Below are 23,499 nucleotides of genomic sequence, written 5' to 3'. Positions count from 1 at the left end.
GTATGTCCCTATCTTACGGTGCCCAATGCCTTGATACAATCCCTTGATAATAGAAATTTTCAATCATTTTATTGATAGCGCTATGAGTCATACCATGAATAACCGTTGGAAGTATTTATGAAAAATAACGAGAATCCTAATACGCAGCTAGTGATTAATATTGCTAAACAAACATTAACCGTATATCAGCAGCAAAGTGAAATTTATACATATTCAGTATCTACCGCGAAAAATGGCATAGGTTGCCTGCAAGATAGTGGTTGTACGCCGCTTGGTCAGCATGTCATTGCAGAAAAAATAGGGGATAGTATGCCCATGAATACCGTGTTCGTTGGGCGTGTGCCGACTGGTGAGAGATACAGCGCTGAGTTTGGCGCACTAAATCCTGAGCGCGACTGGATATTGAGCCGTATTTTATGGCTAAGTGGTCTTGAAAATGGAATGAACAAAGGCAGTAATCGCCAAGGTAGCTGCGATACGTATCAGCGTTATATCTATATCCATGGTACGCCAGACACAGAGCCTATGGGTGTGCCGCTCTCGCACGGCTGTGTGCGTATGCGTAATAAAGACATTTTGGAATTGTTCGAACAGGTGAAAGAAGGGACGCTTGTGACTATTAGTGCAGATTAAATGTTGCGGATTAAATGATTGTGGTTGTTGTGAGTTAAATAAGTACAAGAAAAAGACAGCCTCGATGAAGTAAGCTGTCTTTTTTATACGGACTTTTTATTCTCTTATAAAGAGAGTTACCAAAATATTGAACTGTCTTTAGCGTTGGCCAAGCGTTTTTCGGCGTGCTTATGATCTTTTTTTAGCGTAGCGGCAAACCAACCCGCCCCATAAAGCGCCTTAGCATCTGATGCTGATTTTAATTGATAATGCTGCTGGTATTGAATGTGATCAAGATATTGTCCCAATGATTTTTGCGCTTTTATCAAACGTTTTAGCCAGTGTTTTGCTTCCTTTTTGGCGTCTTTTTTATCAAATAATGGCGCAGAAAACTCACTGATATAGCGTAACTCTTTTAGCTGTTGGAGCAAATCTTGCTGTGTTTGATCTGCGTCATTGTCTTTTGAATCTGTATCCTGTGTATCAGTACCATCAAGTTTAGCATTGTCTGTATCATCGAGTTTTTCATTGAATTTGATAATGTTTTTACGCTGCTGGGATAGGGGTTTTGTAAGCTGATCGATGGCAAGCTTATCGGCTTGCGGTTCGAGATTTGGGTCACTCATGGTAAAAGCAATCAGCTCTAGCAGGGTCAGCTGAAAGTCATTGGCGCTTACCGCATCTATGGGTTTAATTTTGAGCGCCTCGATATCTTTCGTCCAGTCAGTTGCAGGCGCGCCTTGCTTCTGTAGTTTGGGCTCGATATGGTTTACCAGATAAGTCAGTTCATTATAATTACTGAGCAAAGTGGCAGTTTGCTTTAGGATAAGCTCCCAATCCGGATTGATTTCATCAGAAAAATCTGCAAATGCCTTTATTGCCGCGCGCAAGCGATCAATGCCAGCTTGTAATTGCAAGACGTGTTTATCGTCAGTGCTACCTGCTACGAGCGCGCTGCTGTTCGGTAATATCTGCAACAGACAGTTATGTACTGCTGCGCGTACAAAGGCGGGCATATTGATTTTTTTATTGATTTTTAGCTGGCTAAGGTCAGCGCTAACGGCTGTGCCGTGGCTTTGGTTTTTGATGAGTAAGCCCCCACGTTCTGCTTTGGTCACGGTAGATAAGCAGAGTTTATAGCGCTTACACCATGTTTTGGCAGTCATAAATAAAAAGTCTAAATCGCCTGATATCAATTCAAATTCAACCTCTTGAATAGCATCACGCTGAGTATCATCATTGCCGTGAATGATTTCTCCATGATCGTATGCCATCTCGATACTGTTGTCCGTTTCGTCATCGCGCTCTACTAACAGTCGTGTGGTGCGCTGTACGTCTGTGACATACAGGCGAGTAAGGTTTTTAGCCAATTTTTTGAGCTTAAAATCCTCTAAGGCAGAGTCAACACTAGTGTCTTTGTAAATGGTTAGGTCAGGCATGAGTGCATTATCATCTAGCATCGCTTGTACTTGCTCATTGTCCAGTATGGCATTGTGCTCTAAGCGTGCAGCAATACCATCGCCGCCAGCTTTGAGAGTCTGCACCCAAGTATCGCCTTCTTGACGAATACGCAAACCAATACCTGCCTGTGCAAGCTGTTGATCTGGCGTATCATAATAGTGGGCAGCCAGTGGCGTGACTTGCGAGGATTTGACTTTTGCTTGACGCATTAAGCCTTTTAGGCGCGATTCTGGTACCAAAAACTTCAGCTCTATCTCTTGCATGACAGCTCCTAATAATGATCAATGATGGCTTTGATTAACAATTATTAGTCTACCATTCTATGATTGTTTAAACCGCAATAAAAAAACCGCCCTACGTTATGTAGAGCGGCTTTTTTTGTAACTTGTTTTTTTGTAATTTATAATGATAAAAGGTCAGTTATTAGAACTGGTTCATGGTGTTTTTGCCGCCACCCGCTTTCAGAGCGTTGTCACCAGAGAAGATTTCTTTGTGATCGTCGCCAAGGTCAGAACCCGCCATTGCTTGGTGCTTCACACAAGCGATGCCTTCACGGATTTCTTTACGTTGTACACCCGCAGCATAAGCAAGCATACCTTCTTCACCGAAATAACCTTTAGCAAGTTCATGAACGCTAAGAGCAGTCGTGTGGTAAGTCGGTAACGTGATTAAGTGATGGAATACACCCGCTTCGCGTGACGCATCACGTTGGAAGTTTTTGGCGGCAATGTCAGCTGCTGCATCAAGTTCAGTACCGTCGTAATCAACACTCATCAAGTCATCTTTATTGTAGGCAGAGAGGTCTTTGCCTTCTTCTTCCCACTGAGCGATCACTTGCTTACGGAAGTTAAGCGTCCAGTTGAATGATGGGCTGTTGTTGTATACCAGCTTCGCTTTAGGCTGCTGCTCTTTGATACGGTCAACCATCATTTTGATGTGTTCTACGTCTGGAGTAGGGGTTTCGATCCATAGTAGATCAGCGCCATTTTCTAGCGCAGTCACGCAGTCAAGTACAACGCGGTCGATATTAGTATCTTCACGGAACTGATATAAGCCGTTAGGTAGACGTACTGGACGTACTAGTTTGCCGTTGTGCTTAAGCAGGCTGTCGTTTTCTTTGGCGTTCTCTAACGTGACTTCTTCCATCTCGATAAAATCGATGTATTTAGAAGCAAGATCGCCTGGCTCATTTGATACTGGGATCTTCTGCGTGAGTGATGCACCTTCAGAGTCAGTACGTGCAACGATAATACCATCTTCAACACCAAGCTCTAAGAAGGCATAACGGATAGCGTTTAGCTTAGAGATGAAGTCTTCGTGTGGTACGGTTACTTTACCAGCTTGGTGACCACATTGCTTAGCATCAGATACTTGGTTTTCAACCTGAATGGCACAAGCACCCGCTTCGATCATTTGCTTAGTTAATAGGTAAGTAGCTTCTTCGTTACCGAAACCTGCATCGATATCAGCAATGATTGGCACCACATGCGAATCAAAGTTTTCGATTTTTTCTACGATAGCTGAGGTATCTTGACCCGCTTCTTCAGCAGCATTTAGCTCACGGAAGTAATCGTTCAACACTTTAGCATCGGCTTGACGCAAGAACGTGTAGATCTCTTCGATTAGTTTAGGTACTGACGTTTTTTCGTGCATAGATTGGTCAGGTAGAGGACCAAACTCAGAACGTAGCGCTGCTACCATCCAACCAGATAGGTAGATGTAAGTTTTAGCCGTTGTACCGAAATATTTTTTCTTAGCGTACATGGTTTGTTGTGCCACAAAACCATGCCATGCACCTAAAGACTGAGTGTATTGAGACGTATCATTGTCATAGTCTTCCATGTCTTGACGCATGATCTTTGCAGTATATTTGGCGATATCTAGACCAGTTTTGAAACGGTTCTGTGACATCATACGTGCAGCATCGGTTTCGCTGATATTTTGCCAGTTACCGTGTTTTTGCTTTAATTCACGTACTAAATCGATCGCTGATTTATATGCAGTTGACATCTATAGTCTCCTTGGTGGGGTGTAAAAAATAAAAAAATTAAGCGTTAAGATAATAATTTTGTAATGCGAATACGTTTTGTATTAATGCTATCGGCGTCTGACAGAGGTTGGATGCAATCATACGTCATTACTAAAGGTCTTCTTTACCCTAAACAAACCTGTGCATTAATACAAGGAGATTGCTGAACTCATCAGTTGACAAATAGTTGCTGATCTCTAAACGCTTATTCAGCTTGTCCATATATCTCTAAGGCGTTTGCGTATTTAATAAGCAGTCATGTCATAATTGGCAACAAGAGATGTTACAATAATACATTCACTTAGCAGTGTTTTGCTGCCGATATAAACGGCTAACTTGCTACTTAGTTCTAGTATTTTTTAGACAGTAACTGCCTCATAAAAATCGGATTTATTGTCTGTATCGCAAATCCTTTGTGAAACTAACTATAACTGCCTTACCAAGATTTATCTAATTTATGATAGTTATCTTTAGTATTTTCATAGATTATAATGCATGTATAACAATGTCTTACGATGGGTGAATTGAGTTATAATCAGTGTATTCTATAGTGCAATCCATAAAATCTCGCAAGATTGTCCTGTTATAGATCGAAAACCACCATCGCAGCACTAAAAATACCAAGCTTGCAGTGGTACTTATTTAAAAGCCAAGAGAACTATATATATGAATTTGCAGCGGGTAGATTTAAACTTATTGGTACATTTAGATGTGCTGCTACGAGAAAAAAACGTCACTCGTGCAGCCGAGCAGCTTGGCATTACCCAACCTGCGATGAGTAATATTTTGCGTCGTCTACGTAAACTCTTTAATGATCCATTGCTGGTACGTTCTTCTGAAGGTATGACACCAACTGAGCGCGCTTTGGAACTACAGCCTCGTATCCGTGAGATATTGGCTGACTTGACGCAAGTATTAGAGCCGCGCACAGAGTTTCGTCCTTATAGTACCTCGCGTGTTTTTCGTATTATGACGTCAGACTATGCAGAAGCGACTTTAGTGCCTAAACTGGTTAAGGCATTACGTTCTGAAGCGCCCAATGTCATTTTGGATTTCTTGACACCATCCGACGTCTCCTATCGCGACATGGAGCAGGGGCGTGTTGATTTGGCGATTAACCGCTTTAATGAGATACCCCAGAGTTTCCACCAAGTACTGGTATGGCGTGATACCTTTAGTTGTTTGTTGTCTTCAGAAAGCCCGTATGCCAACCGTTTTAATTTAAAAAACTATCTAAAAGCTCAGCACGTTTGGGTTTCTAAAACGGGTATGGGCGTGGGATTTGGGGTAAACCCAGAAAAATCTGGTGGCTTGGGTTCTATCGATCAGGCGCTACAGCGTTTGGGGCAAAAGCGCCAAATCAGTGTCTTTACCCGCCACTATCAAATGCCAGCCATGCTAGCGGCTAACAAAGATTTGATTGCAACCTTGCCCACTCGTGTGGCAAAAATGCAGGCCAACAATGACAGCATCAAGATGGAAGAACCACCATTTTTTATCCCTGAGTTTGAGCTAACCATGGCGTGGTCACCTTTACTACAGCACCATCCAGCACATCGATGGTTACGCCAGCTTATTATGCACGTGGCTCGTCAAATCGTCGATGAAGAAGAGAACCCACCGCAAGACATTCCGGTGACGAACCATTTATTTTAATGATTAACTATTTTTTGAATGGTTTAACGACAGCTTTTGAGTGACCTATCTCTCAATACGAGACCAACTATTTATTAAACCAGCCCTATGGCTGGTTTTTTATTTGTGAATGCTATATAGACTTTACTCTGTTGACACTTCTCACCCAAAATTTAGGTTTATTCAATAAGGCAGTCACATTCTTAACATCTTATGCACACTTCTTCATAACTTGTAAAACTACTCATCGGATATTTTGTTATTATCAATGGACATTAAGAAAAAAGACAATTAGAAGGTCTATTGTTAAGCTACAAGCTAATATTGGAGTCCAAGAAAACGCCAATAAAGTATGACAATCCAAGACCCAATGATATGTATTTTCTAAATCATAAAAGTGTCAAACCAATAAAATATTCCAATAAGTAAGGACAATAATTATGTCAGATATTACTACTGTAAACCCAGCTACGGGCGAAGACATCCAAGAATATAACTATATGAGTACTGATGAGGTCAACAGTATCGTTGATGCCTCACATGAAGCATTTTTAGAATGGCGCAAGACCAGCCACGAAGAACGTGCAAAAGTCATCACCTCTATTGGTGAGACGTTGATGAAGTATAAAGAAGAGCTGTCTAAGCTAATGACGGAAGAGCGCGGCAAGCTCTATAGCCAAAGTCTACAAGAAATAGACTTGTGCAAATCCATTTGTGATTACACGGCAGAGAAAGGTATCGCCGCGTTAGCAGATGATGAGCGTGACATTGAAGGTATGAAGAAAGGTATCGTTACCTATCAGCCTATCGGCGTTATTTATGGTATGCAGCCTTGGAATTTTCCAGCGTATCAAGTGTTTCGTTATACCATTGCCAACTTGATGGCGGGTAACAGCGTTTTACTTAAGCACGCCGCAAACGTGACTGGTTCCGGCTTATTGATTGAAAAAATATTCCATGAATCTGATTTGCCAAACAATCTTTTCCGTACGATTTTAATCGATCACGATCAATCAGAAAAATTAATTGGTCATGATAAAGTACGTGGTATCACGCTTACAGGTAGTGATGGTGCGGGTAGCATTGTTGGTCAGCAAGCAGCAAAAGCCATTAAGAAAGTGGTGCTAGAATTGGGCTCGAACGATGCGTTTATCGTTTTAGAAGATGCTGATTTAGAATTAGCAGTAGAAACCTGCACTCAAGCGCGTCTCATCAATAATGGCGAAACTTGTGTCGCAGCGAAGCGTTTTATCGTTGTGGATAGCTTATATGACGACTTCCGCAAACGTATTGTCGAAAAATTTGAAAGCCAAAAATCTGGCGATCCAATGGATGAAAGCTCTGATCTTGGCCCGTTAGCGCGCAAAGATCTACAAGAAAAGTTGCATGAACAAGTAGAAGAAAGCGTTAGTAAGGGTGCGACCATCGCAGTTGGTGGTAAGTTACCAGAAGGCAAAGGCAGCTTCTATCCAGCGACTATTCTGGAAAATGTCGAAAAAGGTCAGCCTGCTTATGACGACGAATTATTTGGCCCAGTAGCCTCACTTATCCGTGCTAAAGATCAAGACGATGCGATGCGTATTGCTAATGACAGCCGTTATGGTCTAGGCGGTGCTATCTTCTCTAAAGACGAAGAAAAAGCCATTCGCTTAGCGCGTGAAGAGTTTGATACCGGTATGGTCTATATCAATGGTTATGGTCTTGCAAATCCAGCACTGCCATTCGGTGGAGTGAAAAACTCAGGTCATGGCCGTGAGCATGGTGGTTTCGGTATTAAAGAGTTTGTGAATATTAAAGGTCTACATGTCCACAATGGCTAATAGTATTTATAGTCAAAGCATTTATAAATGGGTACGGTGTTAACCTTGCTTGCTGTACAACGTTACTATCTGCACTCGGTTGCCTTGTACCCACTGTAAACTGCCTCGACTATAGACGCTTTATTGTTAAGACATTTTAAGCGTTTATTTATAATAAATGCCGAAAAGCCCCATCATTCAATAGTGAGTGATGGGGCTTTTTTATGGTTAATGATTTTTCAGAAACGAGGATTTTTTGTGATTAACAACGATTTTTGCTGTCAAATACAGCCCTTAATTGTCTAAGTACAACTTCAAAGGCAAAGTCGGCATAAAAGCACTTTGTGGATTGTGTGTTTGCTCATGATTCAACGAGAGCACGCCTTTCGCTAATAATGCAACGGTCCAAGGCAGCAGCTGATGCTCAAGCTTTTGCACGCGTGCTTGTAGACCGTCTGCTGTATCTTTTTGAGTGACTTCCAGCAAGGCTTGGGTCAGAACAGTTCCCGCATCAAGCTCAGCGGTAACCACATGAGTACTACAGCCATGATGCCGCTCACCTGCTTGTATAGCACGTTGATGAGTATCAAGACCTTTATAAGCCGGTAGCAGAGAGGGATGCAAATTAATCATTGGTGCTGGCGCGTTATCGATAAATGCGGCGCTCAATACCCGCATAAAACCAGCCAAGACAATGAGGTCTGGTTGCCATGCTTTCAGCTGATGACTGGCATGCTTCTCAAAGGTCTGAATGCCCATACGTTTGCCGTTTGCCACGTGTGACAATATGGCTACAGGGATAGCAGCGTCATTGGCACGTGTGATGGCATAAGCATCATCACGGTTGCTAATGACACCGACTATCTCAATCGGCAGCTCGCCTGCGTGCATCGCATCGATTAACACTTGCAGATTGCTGCCACTACCTGATACCAAAACAACCACTCTTAAGGGTTTGGTAATATGGTCAGTAGGATTAACCGATGCAGTATTAATCGACATTAACGGTATACCACTGCATCTGTGTCGCGCGTGACCATTTCGCCTAACTGCCATGCAGTTTCACCAGCATCGTTTAAAGTCTTGATGGCCGCTTCTGCTTTATCTTTAGGGACAACGATGACAAACCCGACGCCACAATTAAAGGTGCGATACATCTCACTTTGCTCGATATTACCTTGCGTTTGTAGCCAAGTGAACAGCTCTGAAAACTGCCAGCTGTTGGTGTCGATACTAGCAGCCAAGCTCTCTGGTAGCACACGAGGTAGGTTGTCGGTCAAGCCGCCACCTGTGATGTGAGACATCGCATGTAGAGACGAGCTGCCAAGCGTATCTTGCAAGGCTTTAATGGCTTTTACATAGATGCGAGTAGGCGCCATCAGTGCGTCTTGAATCGGTTGACCATCTAGTTGCTCATTGCTGCTAGTGATATCAACACCGCTGACTTCGATGACCTTGCGAACCAATGAATAACCATTAGAATGAGCGCCACTTGAGGCAAGGGCAATTAGCACATCGCCTTCTGCGACATTTTCGCCTGTGATGACTTCGGCTTCTTCAACCACACCCACACAGAATCCAGCCAAGTCGTAATCTTCATCTTGGTACATACCTGGCATCTCAGCGGTTTCGCCACCAATAAGTGCGCAATTTGCAAGCTTACAGCCTTCGCCAATACCCGTGACGACCGTAGCCGCAGTGTCGATATCGAGTTTACCAGTGGCATAATAATCTAAGAAGAACAATGGCTCGGCACCGCAAACCAATAGGTCATTGACGCACATAGCGACCAAATCAATACCGATAGTGTCATGACGATTCAGTTGTAAAGCCAGTTTTAGCTTGGTACCGACGCCGTCTGTACCTGAGACCAATAAAGGGGAGGTGTAACCAGTCGGGATGCGACAAAGCGCGCCAAAGCCGCCAAGTCCGCCCACAACCTCAGGACGAGAGGTGGCTTTTGCCACTGATTTAATACGCTGAACCAGCGCATCGCCAGCATCAATATCAACGCCAGCATCTTTGTAGCTTAAAGAAGGCTTGTTGCTCATGGTCATCTCACAAATTTTATAGGGAATGAAGGTCAGTCAGTAGAAAAGCGAGTCGGTCGTGTTAATTCTGTAGATAGTGCGCGCATTATACCCAAAAATGACCCACACTCGCAAAGCAACTTGCCCATATTTGACTGAATTTGACGGATATTTGACGAAGATTTGCTGCAATCGATAAATAGGCTGTGTTTGATATTCACAAATAGTCTCTGTCAGTGCCATGTTTGAATGTTCAAATACGCCTTTATTGATAAATATAGTCGATTTTAAATAAAGCAGATACATTGTATTGCAACGCGGCACTGGTATAAAAATCAAGAAACAAAAAATGACTGATTTTTTGTTGGACTCTGCGATAATAGAACGCTAAATTTATCATCAATAACTAGAGCGTGTTGCACATTCGACCACGCCCTATTGATTATTGTGACTTTATTATTCAGTAAAACACGTGAGCCTTAATCACGGTACTACCTTAAATTAGCCCAATTAGAGGATTTCTTATCATGACAAACCAATCAATAGATCCCTTTTTTCGGCGCTTATTTATTGTCGTTGGGATAGTGGTGGCTGTTTTTCTATTGTATTTGATGCTACCAGTGATTGTACCGTTCGTTTTTGCTTTCGTACTCGCTTATTTGTTAAATCCGCTGGTCAAGCTCTTGTCAAGACACCTCAAGCGTTGGGTGGCGATTATCATTGTTTACTCGACCATTACTTTGGGTATGGCGCTGCTGCTTTGGTGGTTGATACCGACATTGTGGTATCAGCTGCAAGCAGCATGGGAATATTTGCCTAAAGTTTTAAATTGGTATAATCAAGTGGTACGTGAGTGGTTCATCAATAACAGCCGTATTCGTCTGCCGCAACTAGAGTCCAAAGAGTTCTCTGATACATTGATGGATTACATGCAAACAAATTATAAGTTTGCAGATGCCAGCACCATGATGAGCCAAATCATTGCTTCGAGTATGAATTTTATCAATAGTGCAGGACTGATTGTGTTGGTACCGATTTTGACCTTTTATTTTTTATTCAATTGGGATCAGCGGTTGCACACATGGAAGATGGCGCTTCCTGCTTCTTATTGTAAACAAGTCGTCAATATCGCCCAAGAATGTGACCGTGCACTGATGGCTTTTATCAAAGGTCAGCTATTGGTCATGGTTTTACTAGGGGCAATTTATGCGGTACAGTTGCAGCTTATCGGACTTGAGCTTGGACTTATTATTGGTATGGTCGCCGGTATCGCCAGCTTTGTTCCTTATTTAGGGTTTGGTATAGGTTTTATCGCCGCCATCATTGCGTGCTTATTTCAGTTTGGCTTGAATTGGACGTATTTGTCATTGATCGTTGGGGCATTTTTGGTCGGACAAGCCGCAGAAGGGTATGTCCTACAGCCATTGTTATTAGGCGATAAGATTGGTCTATCGCCGCTATGGGTTATCTTTGCGGTATTAGCGGGTGCAAGTTTATTAGGTTTCGTTGGTATGCTGATTGCGCTGCCTGTATCTGCTGTTCTTAATGTGTTATTCCGTCATTTATATCAGTATTACCGCTCGACTGATTTTTACAAAGGCCGTAAGCAATTGGCGTTATTTGAAAAAAATTAAGCGATTTATTGTTAAATCAAGAAGATAGCGAAAGGTGGGCTGGGATTGGTAAAGTGAGAGAATAAGAGACTGAGCGCGGTTAAGAAGTAAAAGACTTGTCAGTCATTTTGTAAATATGTTATATATAGGCAGAGTATTGCTAGCGTCAGCCATTAATAAATGAATTCTTAGTCAGGTCTGTTTTGATTACGCAATTTTTCGTTTTATTGATGGTAGAAACGACGACACATTAACGTAGCAAGTCTTTATTCAAAATTATAAAAGCAGTTCAAAGCAAGTTATTAATGGTGTATCCTTTTTTAGATTGCATTACGCAACACGAGTTGACGATTCATGGCAGAAGCACAGCTAAGTCTCAATCTGGACATTAAGCATGATGCAAGTTTAAGCGACTTTGCAGGTCCTGGCTGGATGTCGATTATTGATGCAGTACGACAATTACATGTTGGCTTAATTGGTCAGCTATATTTGTTTGGCAGCCCTGCTACTGGTAAGTCCCATTTACTATCTGCTATTTGTGAATCATTTATTGAAATGGACAAGTCGGCCATCTGTTTGTCTCTCAATGAGCTGATTCATACCGATGTTCACGTGCTCTCTTCTTTAGAGAATTTTGATCTGATTGCCATTGATGATTTAGAAGTACTAGAGCAAAGTAGCCAGTGGCAAGAAGCGTTATTTCATCTAATCAATCGTAGTCGCGAAGGGCAACGTCAGTTATTGTTTGCTGCAAATAAGCCTGCGGGTGATCTGCCTTTTCAATTGAGAGATTTGCTGACTCGCTTGGCACAGGCACCTACGTTTAAAGTCCCTAATGGTGAGAACCAAGCGGATCGTCAAGCGTTGTTGCAGTCTATTTTACGGAGGCGTGGTTGGCAGTTTGATGATCGAATTATAAATCATTTGCTCACCGAGGGGCCACATCGTATTGGGGCGATGATGGAAGTGCTCAATTATATTCAGCCGATGTTTTCTAACCTTGGTCGCAGCAATATATCCAAAGCGGTCATCAGTGATGCCTTGCGTACTATTGACGAGCAAACGCTTGTAGCAGAGCTTGCCGATATTGCTCAAGAAACCCAAGTAGATAATGACGCAGCCGATCAAGATCAACATACCATGCCACTTGATTTTTAGCACTAAGAACACAAATTTTTCTACCAAAACGCCTTTACTATAAATGGAATCACTTATGAAACCCACTGTTTCTTTGCTAAAAAAAATGACCATCAGCACGTTGCTCATTGGCGCTGCTTCCGTCTCTATGCTGTCACAGGCAGCCGTCACTCTAGTGGTTGGTGACCATATGAAAGTAACTGCCATTAATGGGCAGGAGTTGGAGCAGAGCATTTTTCAACAATCAGCAAAAGAATTTACGCTTGAGCCTGGTCGGCATGCTATTACCGCCAAATATGATCGACTATATGATTTGAGCCGTGATGAACATGACTATTTACGCTCAGGCAACGTCAGCGTGGTAGCAGATTTAACGGACAATCAAACGTATCGTCTTACCATGCTGAATCAGCCAGAAGACTATAGAGCGGCTAAAGAATATGCCAAACGTCCAACATTGGCGATACAACAAAATAATACTGTGATCGCAAGTGCACAAGGTATAGCGAATAATCAAGGAAGTTTGTTTTCAGGTTTGGGTAAAGCGTTAGGTGGTGTATTTGATGGAGCAGGTGATGCTGAAACACAAAATCAGCGTGCTATCGCAGCAATAAATCAGCCCTCTATGAGCACTCAAACCAATGCTAATACTGGTACAATAGCTTCTATTAGTCAAAGTACCAACATGAATGCATCTACTGACAAATTGGATCAGTTTATGCAAATTTGGCTACAAGCAACACCTGCTGAGCGTGAAAAAATGCGTCAATGGATGCAAAAATAAACGACTGTTTTTAGAATAATTGAGAACCATAAAAAAGCACCTACTTAGGTGCTTTTTTATGGTTCTCAGTTTTAAAATATGCTAACAAAAAGAATGTGATTAGCCCAAGAAAGCGTTATACATCCAAATCAGCTTTTCTTGCTCTTGTACGTAGGCATCGACAAGGTCAGCTGTTCCTTGGTCATCACTTTCTGCTGCTAATGATGATACTTGGCGCTGCTCTGTAATCAACGCTTGTAGGCCAGTTACTACGCCTTTGACGCAAGTTGTGCCGTCTTTAACGTTTTTGTCTTCGCTGATGCTAGTATTTTGAGAAAAATCGCTATAGGCATGAAGTGGGGTGCCACCTAGCGTTAAGATACGTTCAGCAATTTCGTCAATTTGTATTTGTAGCGCTGTATACAGTTCTTCAAACTTTGGATGCAAAGTAAAGAAATGCTCGCCTTTCACATTCCAATGATAGCCACGTACGTTTAAATAAAACACATGATACGTTGATAGTAGATTGTTTAGTTGTGCGATAACTTCGCTCATGTCTGCTTTTTCTAGACCAATTTGGTTGGTAGCATTATCATTATTCATTTTATTATCCTTTTGATGGGTATTGTTTTTTACGGTCTACGAACTACTATTAGTAAACTGTATCATTACTATACTATCACCGTTGTGAACAGTTTATGTCAGTTCGCAAACATTAATATTTTTCTCTAATGGTTGCTATTATAGCAAAGTGTTCTTCATAAGTTAAATTTATATAAACAAACATAAAGTTATGTTTTATAAAACTATGATTTGTTTTTTTATCATGCAATTTTTTATAACGTTTCATTCTATCTTTGTATTGGATAGCTGATAAAGCAAACCGATTATCTAGCGGTTTTCTTATTCTGTCGGCTTTTTAACTGCCCTGACTTACTGAATAGGTGACAATAAATTGGGGTTTGTAATTAGATTGCGTACACCGTGTGCATGATCTTCATCAAATACATTGCGTTCACACCATTTACCTAAAGATTTGATATTCACCTTTTTCATTTCGGGGCGTACGCTCCACGTCACTTTGTATGGTGAACCTTGTTCGTTGTAGCTTGGTCCTGTTGTTGAGCCCACATATTCAACGGGCGTGCCAGTATCAGTTGGGATATTGATTGCTTGGGTACGCTTGTCGCTCACGGCATATTTTGTCATCTCCATAAAATCTGTCGCATGCTCGTCATTCACTGCCACAATCACTTGCCCTTCTACTCGCAACTGTGGGTTCAAAACAGGGTTGGCAACGCAAGCCGCTAAGGTAGCTCCTGGTTGTACCAAAGAGGTAGAGTATACATAGTGCACTTCAAGCGTGTCACCCGACTGAATGGCGCTGTATTCACTGGCGCATACAGCTTCAGCTAGAGGAGCTTGCTCTGCGACTGTGAGCTGCCCTGAGTATTTATACCCCGTATCATATCCATGACCATTACCATCACCCGCGTACGTGGTAAATTCTCCGCCTTTGTGCTCAGCGTTTTTATGCAGATGAATGTTACACAAGTTCATTTGCTTAGCGTTTGGTGCCAAGCTAAATACGAGTGGATTTTGTCCGACGCTACGATCAATATCGCGTGGCGACTGTGGGCCAAAGCCTATATTGTTAGTGTTTTTGGCTAATGTGGCACGTTGTTGGGCAATTGTCTTTTTTTCAACAGGATCTGAACCTACGACGCAAGACTGTAGTGTCATGACTGGTAACGATAACAACGCTAGTTTATACAATATCTGAGTGCTCATAATTTCATATACTCTTGTGTTTTGATGTACAAAAAGCATTTTATTATGGCAGAAGAAAATCAAATGGTTATTTCTTTCTGAGAATATAGAGTGATTTTAGACGGCTTCCTCAGCGATCAAAGACGTATAAACGCTAAAAAATATGTAGAAAGCAGTTTTACAAGGTAAGCGAGTCAAAAAGACTGGCATTATTTGATTGATAAAGAGGTCGTGATCTTGTGGTGGTAGATAGTGCTTAAAAACAGTGAGGTGTGTTGTTTAGAGAATGGTTATCATAGCTTGTCATTGATTAGTAGCCTGATGAGTGCATACCAATAATAAACATAAGGTTGTCTGTTATGTTGTGATGATAGCAATGTCATACGTGAATTGGTGATCACACATGACATCGCTATAGCCGCTACACTTGCCAAAAGGCACTACCGAATTAAGCTGGTGGTTGCAAATTCTCAGGATTCAATCCTTTGGTTGGAACCACTTCTTGCAAATGCTGACGTACCGTATCAATTGGGAATTTTTGTGCTTGCAAGCGCTTAGGGACGATCTGGCTGCCTTGCTGACCTTTCATCTCAAACATTATAAAGAGGTAGTCATCAGTCTCATCCCAACTCTTAACAGCATGCCAAGGAATCACTGCTTGTTGAGTAGAGCCAGTGCGCATTTGCATACCGCGCATTTGGTTGTTATTAAACGTATCGGGTTGATTGACTGGCATCGCCATAACTAAGCCATGCTTTTGTACGCCCAATTTCATTTGACGCATCTCATCAGGCATTTCTTGATCAGCGACTTGTTTTTCAAACTCTCTTTTGACATACCATTTAAACCCAAGGGTACGAACCAGCAGATAAATCACTACTGAGACCAGCATCAGCCAAAAAATAATGGTTGAATAGCCCGTAACAAAGACCAGTCCTGCAATGGCTAATACCACGACAACTGCCATTATGATCCATTCTTTCGTTTTGATACTTTTTAGACCAAAAGAAGGACTGGCGCTGGCAAACAGTTCATACTGTGCTTGTTGAAATTCAGCCTCGGTTAGATTTAAGGCAACAGGTTGCAAAGTGTACGGGTACAAGGCCATAAAGGTTTCTCAAATACTTGTATTAAAAGCGTTGGGTTTAAATCGCCAAATGAAAGCAGCTACGCCATATTTGGCTGAAAGTGGAAAAAAGGCATGCGCTTATCTTACCGAAAAGTATTCCTAAATGAAACATATAAGCCACTCTGTTCACTGAAATATAGCCAAAACATGGTCAAATCTGCTGCGTCTTGGTATTATAGCGGCACAGCCAATTGTTACTAATCTAGTGATAACGATGCGCTGGGCAATGATTATATTAATAATATGTTTGAACCCTTTTACTCACCTTTAGTGTCACAGGCAACTACTATGATTGATCCGAAACTCTTACGCGGCGATTTAAGCGATTTACAACAGCAACTGGCCACTCGTGGTTATGCGCTTGATATGTCGTTTTGGCAGACTATTGAAAACGAGCGTAAGTCTCTACAAGTCAAAACAGAAGAGTTGCAGTCGCGCCGTAACGCTGGGGCTAAGCAAGTGGGTGCACTGAAAAAGTCAGGCGAAGATGCCAGTGAGCTATTGGCTGAGATGCAGAGTGTCAGTGGTGAGATTAAAGCCGCCGAAGACGAGCTGCGCACTCTGCAAGAGCGTATTACTCAAGCAGCCTTGCAAATCCCAAATATTCCAGCAGCAGATGTGCCAGTGGGTACGTCAGAAGATGACAATGTAGAAGTGCGTAAGTGGGGCACGCCACGTACGTATGATTTTGAGATTCAAGATCATACGCATATTGGTGAGACACTTGGTATGCTTGACTTTGAAATAGCAACCAAACTAACGGGTAGTCGCTTTAATGTGCTAAAAGGTCAATTGGCGCAGCTGCACCGCGCATTGATACAATTTATGCTGAATACGCATACCATGAAGTATGGCTACCTTGAGACTTATGTGCCTTATATCGTCAATAGCGACAGCTTAAAAGGTACAGGACAGCTCCCTAAGTTTGAAGATGACTTGTTTAAGCTGAGCAACCATACTAATAATGATGATATGGACTTTTATTTGATTCCAACCGCTGAAGTGCCGATGACCAATTTGGTGCGCGGCGAACGTTTGGATATCAAAGAGTTGCCATTGAAATTTACGGCGCATACGCCATGTTTCCGCAGTGAAGCTGGCTCGCACGGTCGTGATACTCGTGGTTTAATTCGTCAGCATCAGTTCGAAAAAGTGGAAATGGTTAATATTGGTACCGCTGAGCAGTCTGATGAGTTGCTAGAAGCGATGACAGGACAAGCCGAATACATTTTGCAGCAATTGAACCTGCCGTACCGCACGGTGCAGCTATGTACTGGCGATATGGGTTTTGCGGCGCAAAAAACCTATGACATCGAAGTTTGGTTGCCAAGCCAAGACACCTACCGCGAGATCTCTAGCTGCTCTAACTGTGGTGACTTTCAAGCGCGCCGTATGGGCACCCGCGTCAAAGATGGCAAACAAACCAGCTTGGCACATACCTTGAACGGTTCTGGTTTGGCAGTCGGACGTACGTTGCTTGCGGTCATGGAAAACCATCAAAATGCGGACAGTAGCATCACGATTCCAGAAGTATTGCGTCCATTTATGGGCGGTGCTGAACGTATTGAAATTTGATGGTATTAACGTCATGAAGATTTTGAACATAGTTGATGAATTGAATTACTCGCAATATCTCATCTACGGTCAAAGTAGTGGCGACAATTTGTTGGGCTTTGAAATAGATGCCAATGTATTTTTCTGTTGTATGGAAAACAATATTGGCTGCGACTTTCTTTATCAAGAACGTCATGATGATGCGAATTGTATGCTCACGTTGTGTTGCAAATTTGCAAATAATATAAGCTATCAGCAAATGGCAGATTATTTAGAGGAAAAATGGCTTCAGTATGTTTGCTATCCAGCATTTGAGAAACATTATATTGAAGTCGTTAACGATCAATTGATTTTTTATTATGTGACCCGATCAAGTTGTGGACTAGGAGTAACAGGGAAAATTGTTGCTACTTAGTTTATAATGAGCCACCTATTTCGATATCTAAGCAAACTCAGTTCAATAACCTTTTTCAATCAAATAAACTTTCCTTTAATCTTAGGACACGCTATGCCCACCCCAATTAACGAACGTAAACTAGCCAATGCCATCCGTGTACTGTCGTTTGACGCGGTTCAAAAAGCCAACTCTGGACATCCGGGTGCGCCAATGGGTATGGCTGATATTGCCGAAGTGTTGTGGCGCAAATTTTTGAAGCACAATCCAGCGGATCCTACTTGGCATAACCGTGATCGCTTTGTACTGTCAAACGGTCATGGCTCGATGCTTATTTATTCTCTTCTGCATTTATCAGGTTATGATGTCAGCGTTGATGACCTAAAAGGCTTTCGCCAACTGCATTCAAAAACCCCAGGCCATCCTGAGCTTGGTTATACGCCAGGTATTGAAACGACCACTGGTCCATTAGGACAGGGTATTGCTAATGCTGTCGGTTTTGCGATTGCAGAGAAGACACTCGCAGCACAGTTTAACCGCGACGGTCACAACATCGTTGATCATCATACTTATGCGTTCTTAGGCGATGGTTGCTTGATGGAAGGCATCAGTCATGAAGTGTGCTCATTGGCTGGCACGTTAGCGCTTGGCAAGCTAGTATTCTTCTATGATGACAATGGCATCTCTATCGATGGTAATGTCGAAGGTTGGTTTACGGATGATACGCAAGCGCGCTTTGAATCGTACGGCTGGCAAGTCATCAAAGTCGATGGTCATGATACTGATGGCATCACTCAAGCGACTGAGCAAGCGATCAAAGAAACGACTAAGCCAAGTTTGATCATTTGCAAAACCACAATTGGTGCGGGTAGCCCGAATAAGCAAGGCCTAGCAGCGAGCCATGGCGCGCCATTGGGTGATGACGAAATTATCTTGACTCGTGATGCACTGTCTTGGACGCATGCGCCGTTTGAATTAGATGATGAAATCTATGAAGCGTGGGATGCCAAAGCCAAAGGCGACGTACAGCAAAAGAATTGGGAAGCCGACTTTGAAGCGTACAAACAGGCCCATCCAGAGCTTGCCAAAGAACTGTTACGTCGTCTAAATGGCGAATTGCCAGCTGACTTTGATAGCCAAGCACAAGCCTATATTCAGCAAACTCAAGAAGCAGGCGGTGATGTTGCCAGCCGTAAAGCCAGCCAAAATGCGATTAATAGCTTGCAGCCATTATTGCCAGAATTACTGGGCGGTTCAGCAGATCTAGCGGGTTCAAACCTTACGCTATTCAAAGGCGCTAAAGGCATCGAGAAAGACGCTGATGGCAACTATATCTATTATGGCGTGCGTGAGTTCGGTATGACCGCGATTGCCAATGGTATCGCATTGCACGGCGGCTTTATCCCTTACGTGGCGACTTTCCTGATGTTTATGGAATACGCGCGTAACGCGGTACGCATGGGTGCATTGATGAAACAGCGCGTCATCCATGTCTATACGCATGACTCTATCGGTCTGGGTGAAGATGGTCCAACGCATCAGCCTGTTGAGCAATTAACCAGCTTGCGTACCACGCCCAATCTACGTACATGGCGTCCATGTGATGCAACAGAATCTGCAAGCGCGTGGGTTGAAGCAATTAAATCAGAAAACAACCCATCAGCACTGATCTTTAGCCGTCAAAGCTTGCCACATCAAGCACGTGATAGCGAGCAAGTAGCGAACATTACCAAAGGTGGTTATGTGCTTGCCAAAGAGCAAAGCGAGCTACAAGCCATCATCATCGCAACCGGCTCAGAAGTTGGCCTAGCAATGGAGGCGTACGAAACACTCAGCGCAAATGGTGTTGGCGTGCGTGTAGTGTCTATGCCATGTGCAGAGATTTTCGTAGAGCAAGATGCTGACTACCGCGCGTCGGTATTGCCTGTCAACATCCGTGCTCGCGTCGCAGTAGAAGCCGCGCATGTAGATTACTGGTATAAGTTCGTTGGTCTAGATGGCAAAGTCATCGGTATGACGACTTATGGCGAATCTGCACCAGCAGACGAGCTATATAAAGAGTTTGGTATTACGACTGACGCTGTGGTTGAAGCGGTAAATAGTTTGGTGTAATAAACCTGACTAAGTTAATGTTTAAAAAAAAGAGCTACCAGAGAAATCTGGTGGCTTTTTTTTATGGTAAATTGAGCTGAGCTTCCAAGTTCTTACAGAAGTTTAATTTTTGCTTTTTATTACCTGACTTACCTATAAAAATTGTTCTTTCATAGTATGAGTTTACCCTACCATTGTTTGAGCCTAATCAAGATTTAATAAAGGAGTGACAGTTTGGAATTTCATGATATTAATTGGATTACAACGGCTGCTTGGGTACAAGCTATTGGAAGCATAATAGCAATTGGTATTGCAATATGGGTTCCTTTCAGGCTGGCTAAAGATTCACAAAATAAACAAGAAGCTGAGAAAGTCTCTCTTTCAAGAGTGATACAAGTGTCTCTGCTACCAGATTTATATAGACTGCGTTCATCTACTAAAGATTTTTTGGATTTTCAATCGGGGGAAAAGTCTTTTCTTGGTGTGGACAGGAGTCCTGACGATTTTGATGACGATTTTTTTAGTTTGATAAAAGAGTTCACTAACATTTTAAGAGTTACATCAAAAGGTGGAGTTATACAAGAGCAGTTGACAGAGCTGATGTCGATTGTTTTCCAAACGAATGAACTTCTAGCAGAAAATACTAGGTTACAACGAGATGGCTATCATGCAGCTTGGATTAATCATAAAGACCTATTTATAGAAGCAGCAGAAAATATTAATAAGTTATCAGATAAGGTTATTGTAAGTATTGAATCGCTGTATTAGCTTAATTTAAGAATAGTGAGCAAACTCTAAAAGTTGAGATCTTTTATGATATATTGACTTTAACGATTTGTTTTAAGATTTTTACCATGTCCCTAAAATCTACCTTCAAAGGCTTCCTAGGGGAAACTGTCATCAACGTCGCCATGTGGCTAAAACTAGACAAAGACATTTATTATCGCCTAAACAATGTCACCTTGCCATTAGCCAATGACGGCAGTACGCAAATCGATCACGTCATCATCTCCATATACGGCATCTTTTTTATCGAAACCAAAAGTGGTTTTAAATAAGTTAAACTCAGTCTAACAGGTTAGAGAAGTTACTGAGGCATTGGTCACTCCACAAAATAACCCTCATTTCATAATAAAAGCCACATCAAAATCGTGGGTTGGAACGAAATTACTTTCTTTGATTTCAAACGTCGTTGGTCCAATTTTCTTAACTTTGCCTTTACCTTTCCAACAAAAAGACACTAATTCATTGGGATCGCGTTCTACAGTCAGTTTAAAGTTGCTGATTGGTTTTGCCCAGTTCGCTCCCGTGGTCAAGATATAGCTTAGAGCCTGATAGGGACGACCACCATTCTTATTAAATCCTCGCTGAGTTGATCTATCCACACAAAAATCGGCATATTGTTCTTCGTCTAAATGTACTGAGCCACCTACTAACGGTGTATAAGTGTGCTTAATCTTAGTAACAGTATTGGCTTTAAAAGTTTGCTCCCAGCTATAAATGATTTGAGAATCCCAAGATATATACGGATCTTCTCTATCGTCAATAAATTGATCTAATTTTTTATTATTACAATTCAAAAGCCGTTGATTGATATCGTTGGTATCAAACTTATACGTCCAAGGTGTCATCATTTCAGCTTCATTGATACCACATGCCTTAAAAATCTCAGTGTTATCGACAGACGTCTCAGAATAAATTTTATCGCCATCTTTGACGACAATTGGGTGCATGAAAGTACGAACATGCAGGTCAGGATTGATAGGCTTACCATTTACCCAAACTTGAAAGTTATCATAAGTAGCGTTTATATCAGCATAATCTGAGTCTATAAAACTGGGTACAGCTGGCATAGGAAAGAGAATAGTCTCCGTAATATCCTTATTACTCAAATTTTTAAACTCATAGTTGACGCGAATTTTATCTTTTGAGATGTATAAATCTTCACTATGCATGCTGATATTTTTATTTTTAAGATACGTAACACCGCCCGTACCGATATATTCAGCAGAGTCGTTCGCTTGGGCAGCGGTTATGGCTATTAGTAAAGTAAAAGCTAATTTACTGCTAAACATAAAATGGTTCTTGATCATGTCGTTGTGATTGTTTTTCACTTTATGTTTGCTCGCTTTTTTTGAATTATTTATAAGTTTAAGAGTATATTACGTGTAAGATAGCTTTCATAATACTTAAAAAACAGACAGTTTGACATAGCAAAAATACAAACAAAATTAAGATTTTTGACTGTTTTGATGATGAAAATCATTGACCGACAATGGATGAGAAAATGGACTATATTAGGCAATGTAAAGACTCGTCAAAAGTTAGTCTGCTGGTAACGTTCAATGAGTGTTTAGTGCGAATGCAATTAAGTAAAGTCTATCGATAGAGTAAGAAACCATGTCCCTAAAATCCACCTTTAAAGGCTTTCTCGGCGAGACCGTCATCAACGTTGCCATGTGGCTAAAATTAGAAAAAGACGTTTATCATCGATTAAACGGTATCACCTTGCCACGAGCTAATGGTGGCAGTACGCAAATCGATCACGTCATCGTCTCTGTTTACGGCATATTTGTCATCGAAACCAAAAATTATAAAGGCTGGATATATGGTAGCGAGAAGCAAAGCCAGTGGACGCAATCGTTCCCAAATGGAAGTAAATATAAATTCCAAAATCCGCTGCGCCAAAATTACTTACATATTAAGACGCTTGCAGATTTATTAGGATTGGAGCTGAGCTATTTTCACTCAATGATTGCCTTCATCGGTGAGTGTGAGTTAAAAACCCGTGATGAGCTACCCGAGCACGTATTGACGAGTGGTATGGTCTCTTATGTAAAGAGGAAACAAGATAAGCTACTGACTGAAGATGAGGTCACATCCATCGTTGAGCAGATAGAAAGTAATAGATTTAGCAAGTCGTGGCGTACCAATCGCCAGCACAAAGCCTATCTAAAAAATAAGCATAGCAACCCAAGCAAGAATACGAATAATCTGCCTATCAGTCATTCTAATGGTCAGTCAGTTGCTAACAATCCTACACCTGAGCCAGTAGTAAAAGAAACAGCTAAAAGAGCTACTCTGAAAAGTAGAGAAGTGCTGCGATGGTCTGGTCAAACTGAGATTGAATCTAGCGAATTACCGACTGATAGTCTGAATACTCAGCAGACCATCACAACGCCTACCAATATGTCGCATGATATTGCTGATAAATTGTTTCTTACGCCATTTGAGATTCTAGAGTCTGAGCCAGAAGTGGATGAACCTTTGACATTTGAGTTGGCAGAACACATGGCTAATTTAACTCAAACCCCAACTTGCCCAAGATGTAACGCTGAAATGGTTGAACGTGTTGCAAAAAAAGGCCAGCATCAAGGGCAGACCTTTTTTGGCTGTAGCCAATTCCCTAAATGTCGCGGTGTGGTCAATGTCAGCCAACAATAAATACGCTGCAATTTAGATGTCTATCATCTAAGCGATAC

Annotated in this window: 20 protein-coding genes; 12 read left to right on the top strand and 8 right to left on the bottom strand. The window is 41.9% G+C overall.

The genetic code is table 11. The annotated features are described in order from the left end of the window. Positions 1-117 precede the first annotated feature (117 nt). Complete coding sequence (locus JMY02_RS08000; RefSeq protein ID WP_201596997.1) at positions 118-633, top strand: L,D-transpeptidase; 516 nt, start codon at positions 118-120, stop codon at positions 631-633. A 116-nt stretch (positions 634-749) separates the two neighbouring features. On the opposite strand, the gene JMY02_RS07995 is transcribed toward JMY02_RS08000, so the two are convergent. Both JMY02_RS07995 and JMY02_RS07990 read right to left on the bottom strand, forming a co-directional pair. Beyond that, positions 750-2,336 carry a CYTH and CHAD domain-containing protein gene (locus JMY02_RS07995; protein ID WP_201596995.1) on the bottom strand — a complete coding sequence of 529 codons (1,587 nt, stop codon included), beginning with the start codon at positions 2,334-2,336 and terminating at the stop codon, positions 750-752. A gap of 160 nt (positions 2,337-2,496) precedes the next feature. After that, on the bottom strand, positions 2,497-4,083 hold the full coding sequence (locus tag JMY02_RS07990) for an isocitrate lyase (RefSeq protein WP_201596993.1): 1,587 nt from the start codon (positions 4,081-4,083) through the stop codon (positions 2,497-2,499). Between the two features lie 685 nt (positions 4,084-4,768). Here JMY02_RS07990 and JMY02_RS07985 point away from each other — a divergent pair. Both JMY02_RS07985 and JMY02_RS07980 read left to right on the top strand, forming a co-directional pair. Then, positions 4,769-5,758 (top strand): LysR family transcriptional regulator, encoded by a 990-nt coding sequence (locus tag JMY02_RS07985; protein WP_201596991.1) that lies wholly within the window; start codon positions 4,769-4,771, stop codon positions 5,756-5,758. A gap of 419 nt (positions 5,759-6,177) precedes the next feature. After that, positions 6,178-7,557, top strand: a complete 1,380-nt coding sequence (locus JMY02_RS07980) for an NAD-dependent succinate-semialdehyde dehydrogenase (protein WP_201596989.1) — start codon at positions 6,178-6,180, stop codon at positions 7,555-7,557. A gap of 273 nt (positions 7,558-7,830) precedes the next feature. On the opposite strand, the gene purN is transcribed toward JMY02_RS07980, so the two are convergent. Both purN and purM read right to left on the bottom strand, forming a co-directional pair. Further along, entirely contained in the window at positions 7,831-8,538 is a 708-nt protein-coding gene (purN, locus tag JMY02_RS07975) for a phosphoribosylglycinamide formyltransferase (RefSeq protein WP_201596987.1), read from the bottom strand. Continuing rightward, entirely contained in the window at positions 8,538-9,587 is a 1,050-nt protein-coding gene (gene purM / locus JMY02_RS07970) for a phosphoribosylformylglycinamidine cyclo-ligase (protein ID WP_201596985.1), read from the bottom strand. The genes purN and purM overlap by 1 nt, the downstream gene beginning before the upstream one ends. A 506-nt stretch (positions 9,588-10,093) precedes the next feature. Here purM and JMY02_RS07965 point away from each other — a divergent pair. From JMY02_RS07965 to JMY02_RS07955, 3 genes are all read left to right on the top strand, one after another. Next, complete coding sequence (locus JMY02_RS07965) at positions 10,094-11,200, top strand: AI-2E family transporter (protein ID WP_201596984.1); 1,107 nt, start codon at positions 10,094-10,096, stop codon at positions 11,198-11,200. A 333-nt stretch (positions 11,201-11,533) separates the two neighbouring features. Next, on the top strand, positions 11,534-12,337 hold the full coding sequence (gene hda, locus JMY02_RS07960) for a DnaA regulatory inactivator Hda (protein WP_131657854.1): 804 nt from the start codon (positions 11,534-11,536) through the stop codon (positions 12,335-12,337). Between the two features lie 55 nt (positions 12,338-12,392). Further along, positions 12,393-13,100 carry a DUF2057 family protein gene (locus tag JMY02_RS07955; protein WP_201596982.1) on the top strand — a complete coding sequence of 236 codons (708 nt, stop codon included), beginning with the start codon at positions 12,393-12,395 and terminating at the stop codon, positions 13,098-13,100. A gap of 99 nt (positions 13,101-13,199) precedes the next feature. On the opposite strand, the gene JMY02_RS07950 is transcribed toward JMY02_RS07955, so the two are convergent. The 3 genes from JMY02_RS07950 to JMY02_RS07940 all read right to left on the bottom strand — a co-directional run bounded on the left by JMY02_RS07950 (position 13,200) and on the right by JMY02_RS07940 (position 15,957). Next, positions 13,200-13,682, bottom strand: a complete 483-nt coding sequence (locus JMY02_RS07950) for a Dps family protein (protein ID WP_201596980.1) — start codon at positions 13,680-13,682, stop codon at positions 13,200-13,202. A 330-nt stretch (positions 13,683-14,012) separates the two neighbouring features. After that, positions 14,013-14,870 carry a delta-class carbonic anhydrase gene (locus JMY02_RS07945; RefSeq protein ID WP_201596978.1) on the bottom strand — a complete coding sequence of 286 codons (858 nt, stop codon included), beginning with the start codon at positions 14,868-14,870 and terminating at the stop codon, positions 14,013-14,015. Positions 14,871-15,297: 427 nt separating this feature from the next. Then, the gene (locus tag JMY02_RS07940) at positions 15,298-15,957 is read right to left on the bottom strand and encodes a YcxB family protein (RefSeq protein ID WP_201596976.1); all 660 of its coding nucleotides are present in this window, start codon (positions 15,955-15,957) and stop codon (positions 15,298-15,300) included. A gap of 309 nt (positions 15,958-16,266) precedes the next feature. Here JMY02_RS07940 and serS point away from each other — a divergent pair, with 309 nt between their 5' ends. The 5 genes from serS (at position 16,267) to JMY02_RS07915 (ending at position 21,075) form a co-directional block, all read left to right on the top strand. Further along, complete coding sequence (gene serS / locus JMY02_RS07935) at positions 16,267-17,553, top strand: serine--tRNA ligase (RefSeq protein ID WP_201596974.1); 1,287 nt, start codon at positions 16,267-16,269, stop codon at positions 17,551-17,553. 13 nt (positions 17,554-17,566) lie between these two features. Beyond that, the gene (locus tag JMY02_RS07930) at positions 17,567-17,947 is read left to right on the top strand and encodes a hypothetical protein (protein ID WP_201596972.1); all 381 of its coding nucleotides are present in this window, start codon (positions 17,567-17,569) and stop codon (positions 17,945-17,947) included. A 93-nt stretch (positions 17,948-18,040) separates the two neighbouring features. Continuing rightward, on the top strand, positions 18,041-20,038 hold the full coding sequence (gene tkt / locus JMY02_RS07925) for a transketolase (protein WP_201596970.1): 1,998 nt from the start codon (positions 18,041-18,043) through the stop codon (positions 20,036-20,038). Between the two features lie 213 nt (positions 20,039-20,251). After that, positions 20,252-20,785, top strand: coding sequence for a hypothetical protein (locus tag JMY02_RS07920; protein WP_201596968.1), 534 nt, complete (start codon positions 20,252-20,254; stop codon positions 20,783-20,785). A gap of 86 nt (positions 20,786-20,871) precedes the next feature. Then, positions 20,872-21,075, top strand: a complete 204-nt coding sequence (locus JMY02_RS07915) for a nuclease-related domain-containing protein (RefSeq protein WP_227678447.1) — start codon at positions 20,872-20,874, stop codon at positions 21,073-21,075. A gap of 63 nt (positions 21,076-21,138) precedes the next feature. On the opposite strand, the gene JMY02_RS07910 is transcribed toward JMY02_RS07915, so the two are convergent. Then, positions 21,139-22,092 (bottom strand): DUF4424 family protein, encoded by a 954-nt coding sequence (locus JMY02_RS07910; protein ID WP_201596966.1) that lies wholly within the window; start codon positions 22,090-22,092, stop codon positions 21,139-21,141. Between the two features lie 325 nt (positions 22,093-22,417). Here JMY02_RS07910 and JMY02_RS07905 point away from each other — a divergent pair, with 325 nt between their 5' ends. Next, positions 22,418-23,461 (top strand): nuclease-related domain-containing protein, encoded by a 1,044-nt coding sequence (locus JMY02_RS07905; RefSeq protein WP_201596964.1) that lies wholly within the window; start codon positions 22,418-22,420, stop codon positions 23,459-23,461. The last annotated feature ends 38 nt before the right edge of the window (positions 23,462-23,499 follow it).

Source organism: Psychrobacter vallis (assembly GCF_904846715.1).
GTDB lineage: Bacteria > Pseudomonadota > Gammaproteobacteria > Pseudomonadales > Moraxellaceae > Psychrobacter > Psychrobacter vallis.
Note: the sequence above shows the minus strand (reverse complement) of the source record. Positions and strands in the feature narration are given on the sequence as shown.

What these genes read in the sequence shown, in the direction of transcription:
- JMY02_RS08000 (WP_201596997.1), top strand. Translation starts at nt 118, where the DNA reads ATGAAAAATAACGAGAATCCTAATACGCAGCTAGTGATTAATATTGCT.
- JMY02_RS07995 (WP_201596995.1), bottom strand. Translation starts at nt 2,336, where the DNA reads ATGCAAGAGATAGAGCTGAAGTTTTTGGTACCAGAATCGCGCCTAAAA.
- JMY02_RS07990 (WP_201596993.1), bottom strand. Translation starts at nt 4,083, where the DNA reads ATGTCAACTGCATATAAATCAGCGATCGATTTAGTACGTGAATTAAAG.
- JMY02_RS07985 (WP_201596991.1), top strand. Translation starts at nt 4,769, where the DNA reads ATGAATTTGCAGCGGGTAGATTTAAACTTATTGGTACATTTAGATGTG.
- JMY02_RS07980 (WP_201596989.1), top strand. Translation starts at nt 6,178, where the DNA reads ATGTCAGATATTACTACTGTAAACCCAGCTACGGGCGAAGACATCCAA.
- purN (WP_201596987.1), bottom strand. Translation starts at nt 8,538, where the DNA reads ATGTCGATTAATACTGCATCGGTTAATCCTACTGACCATATTACCAAA.
- purM (WP_201596985.1), bottom strand. Translation starts at nt 9,587, where the DNA reads ATGAGCAACAAGCCTTCTTTAAGCTACAAAGATGCTGGCGTTGATATT.
- JMY02_RS07965 (WP_201596984.1), top strand. Translation starts at nt 10,094, where the DNA reads ATGACAAACCAATCAATAGATCCCTTTTTTCGGCGCTTATTTATTGTC.
- hda (WP_131657854.1), top strand. Translation starts at nt 11,534, where the DNA reads ATGGCAGAAGCACAGCTAAGTCTCAATCTGGACATTAAGCATGATGCA.
- JMY02_RS07955 (WP_201596982.1), top strand. Translation starts at nt 12,393, where the DNA reads ATGAAACCCACTGTTTCTTTGCTAAAAAAAATGACCATCAGCACGTTG.
- JMY02_RS07950 (WP_201596980.1), bottom strand. Translation starts at nt 13,682, where the DNA reads ATGAATAATGATAATGCTACCAACCAAATTGGTCTAGAAAAAGCAGAC.
- JMY02_RS07945 (WP_201596978.1), bottom strand. Translation starts at nt 14,870, where the DNA reads ATGAGCACTCAGATATTGTATAAACTAGCGTTGTTATCGTTACCAGTC.
- JMY02_RS07940 (WP_201596976.1), bottom strand. Translation starts at nt 15,957, where the DNA reads ATGGCCTTGTACCCGTACACTTTGCAACCTGTTGCCTTAAATCTAACC.
- serS (WP_201596974.1), top strand. Translation starts at nt 16,267, where the DNA reads ATGATTGATCCGAAACTCTTACGCGGCGATTTAAGCGATTTACAACAG.
- JMY02_RS07930 (WP_201596972.1), top strand. Translation starts at nt 17,567, where the DNA reads ATGAAGATTTTGAACATAGTTGATGAATTGAATTACTCGCAATATCTC.
- tkt (WP_201596970.1), top strand. Translation starts at nt 18,041, where the DNA reads ATGCCCACCCCAATTAACGAACGTAAACTAGCCAATGCCATCCGTGTA.
- JMY02_RS07915 (WP_227678447.1), top strand. Translation starts at nt 20,872, where the DNA reads ATGTCCCTAAAATCTACCTTCAAAGGCTTCCTAGGGGAAACTGTCATC.
- JMY02_RS07910 (WP_201596966.1), bottom strand. Translation starts at nt 22,092, where the DNA reads ATGTTTAGCAGTAAATTAGCTTTTACTTTACTAATAGCCATAACCGCT.
- JMY02_RS07905 (WP_201596964.1), top strand. Translation starts at nt 22,418, where the DNA reads ATGTCCCTAAAATCCACCTTTAAAGGCTTTCTCGGCGAGACCGTCATC.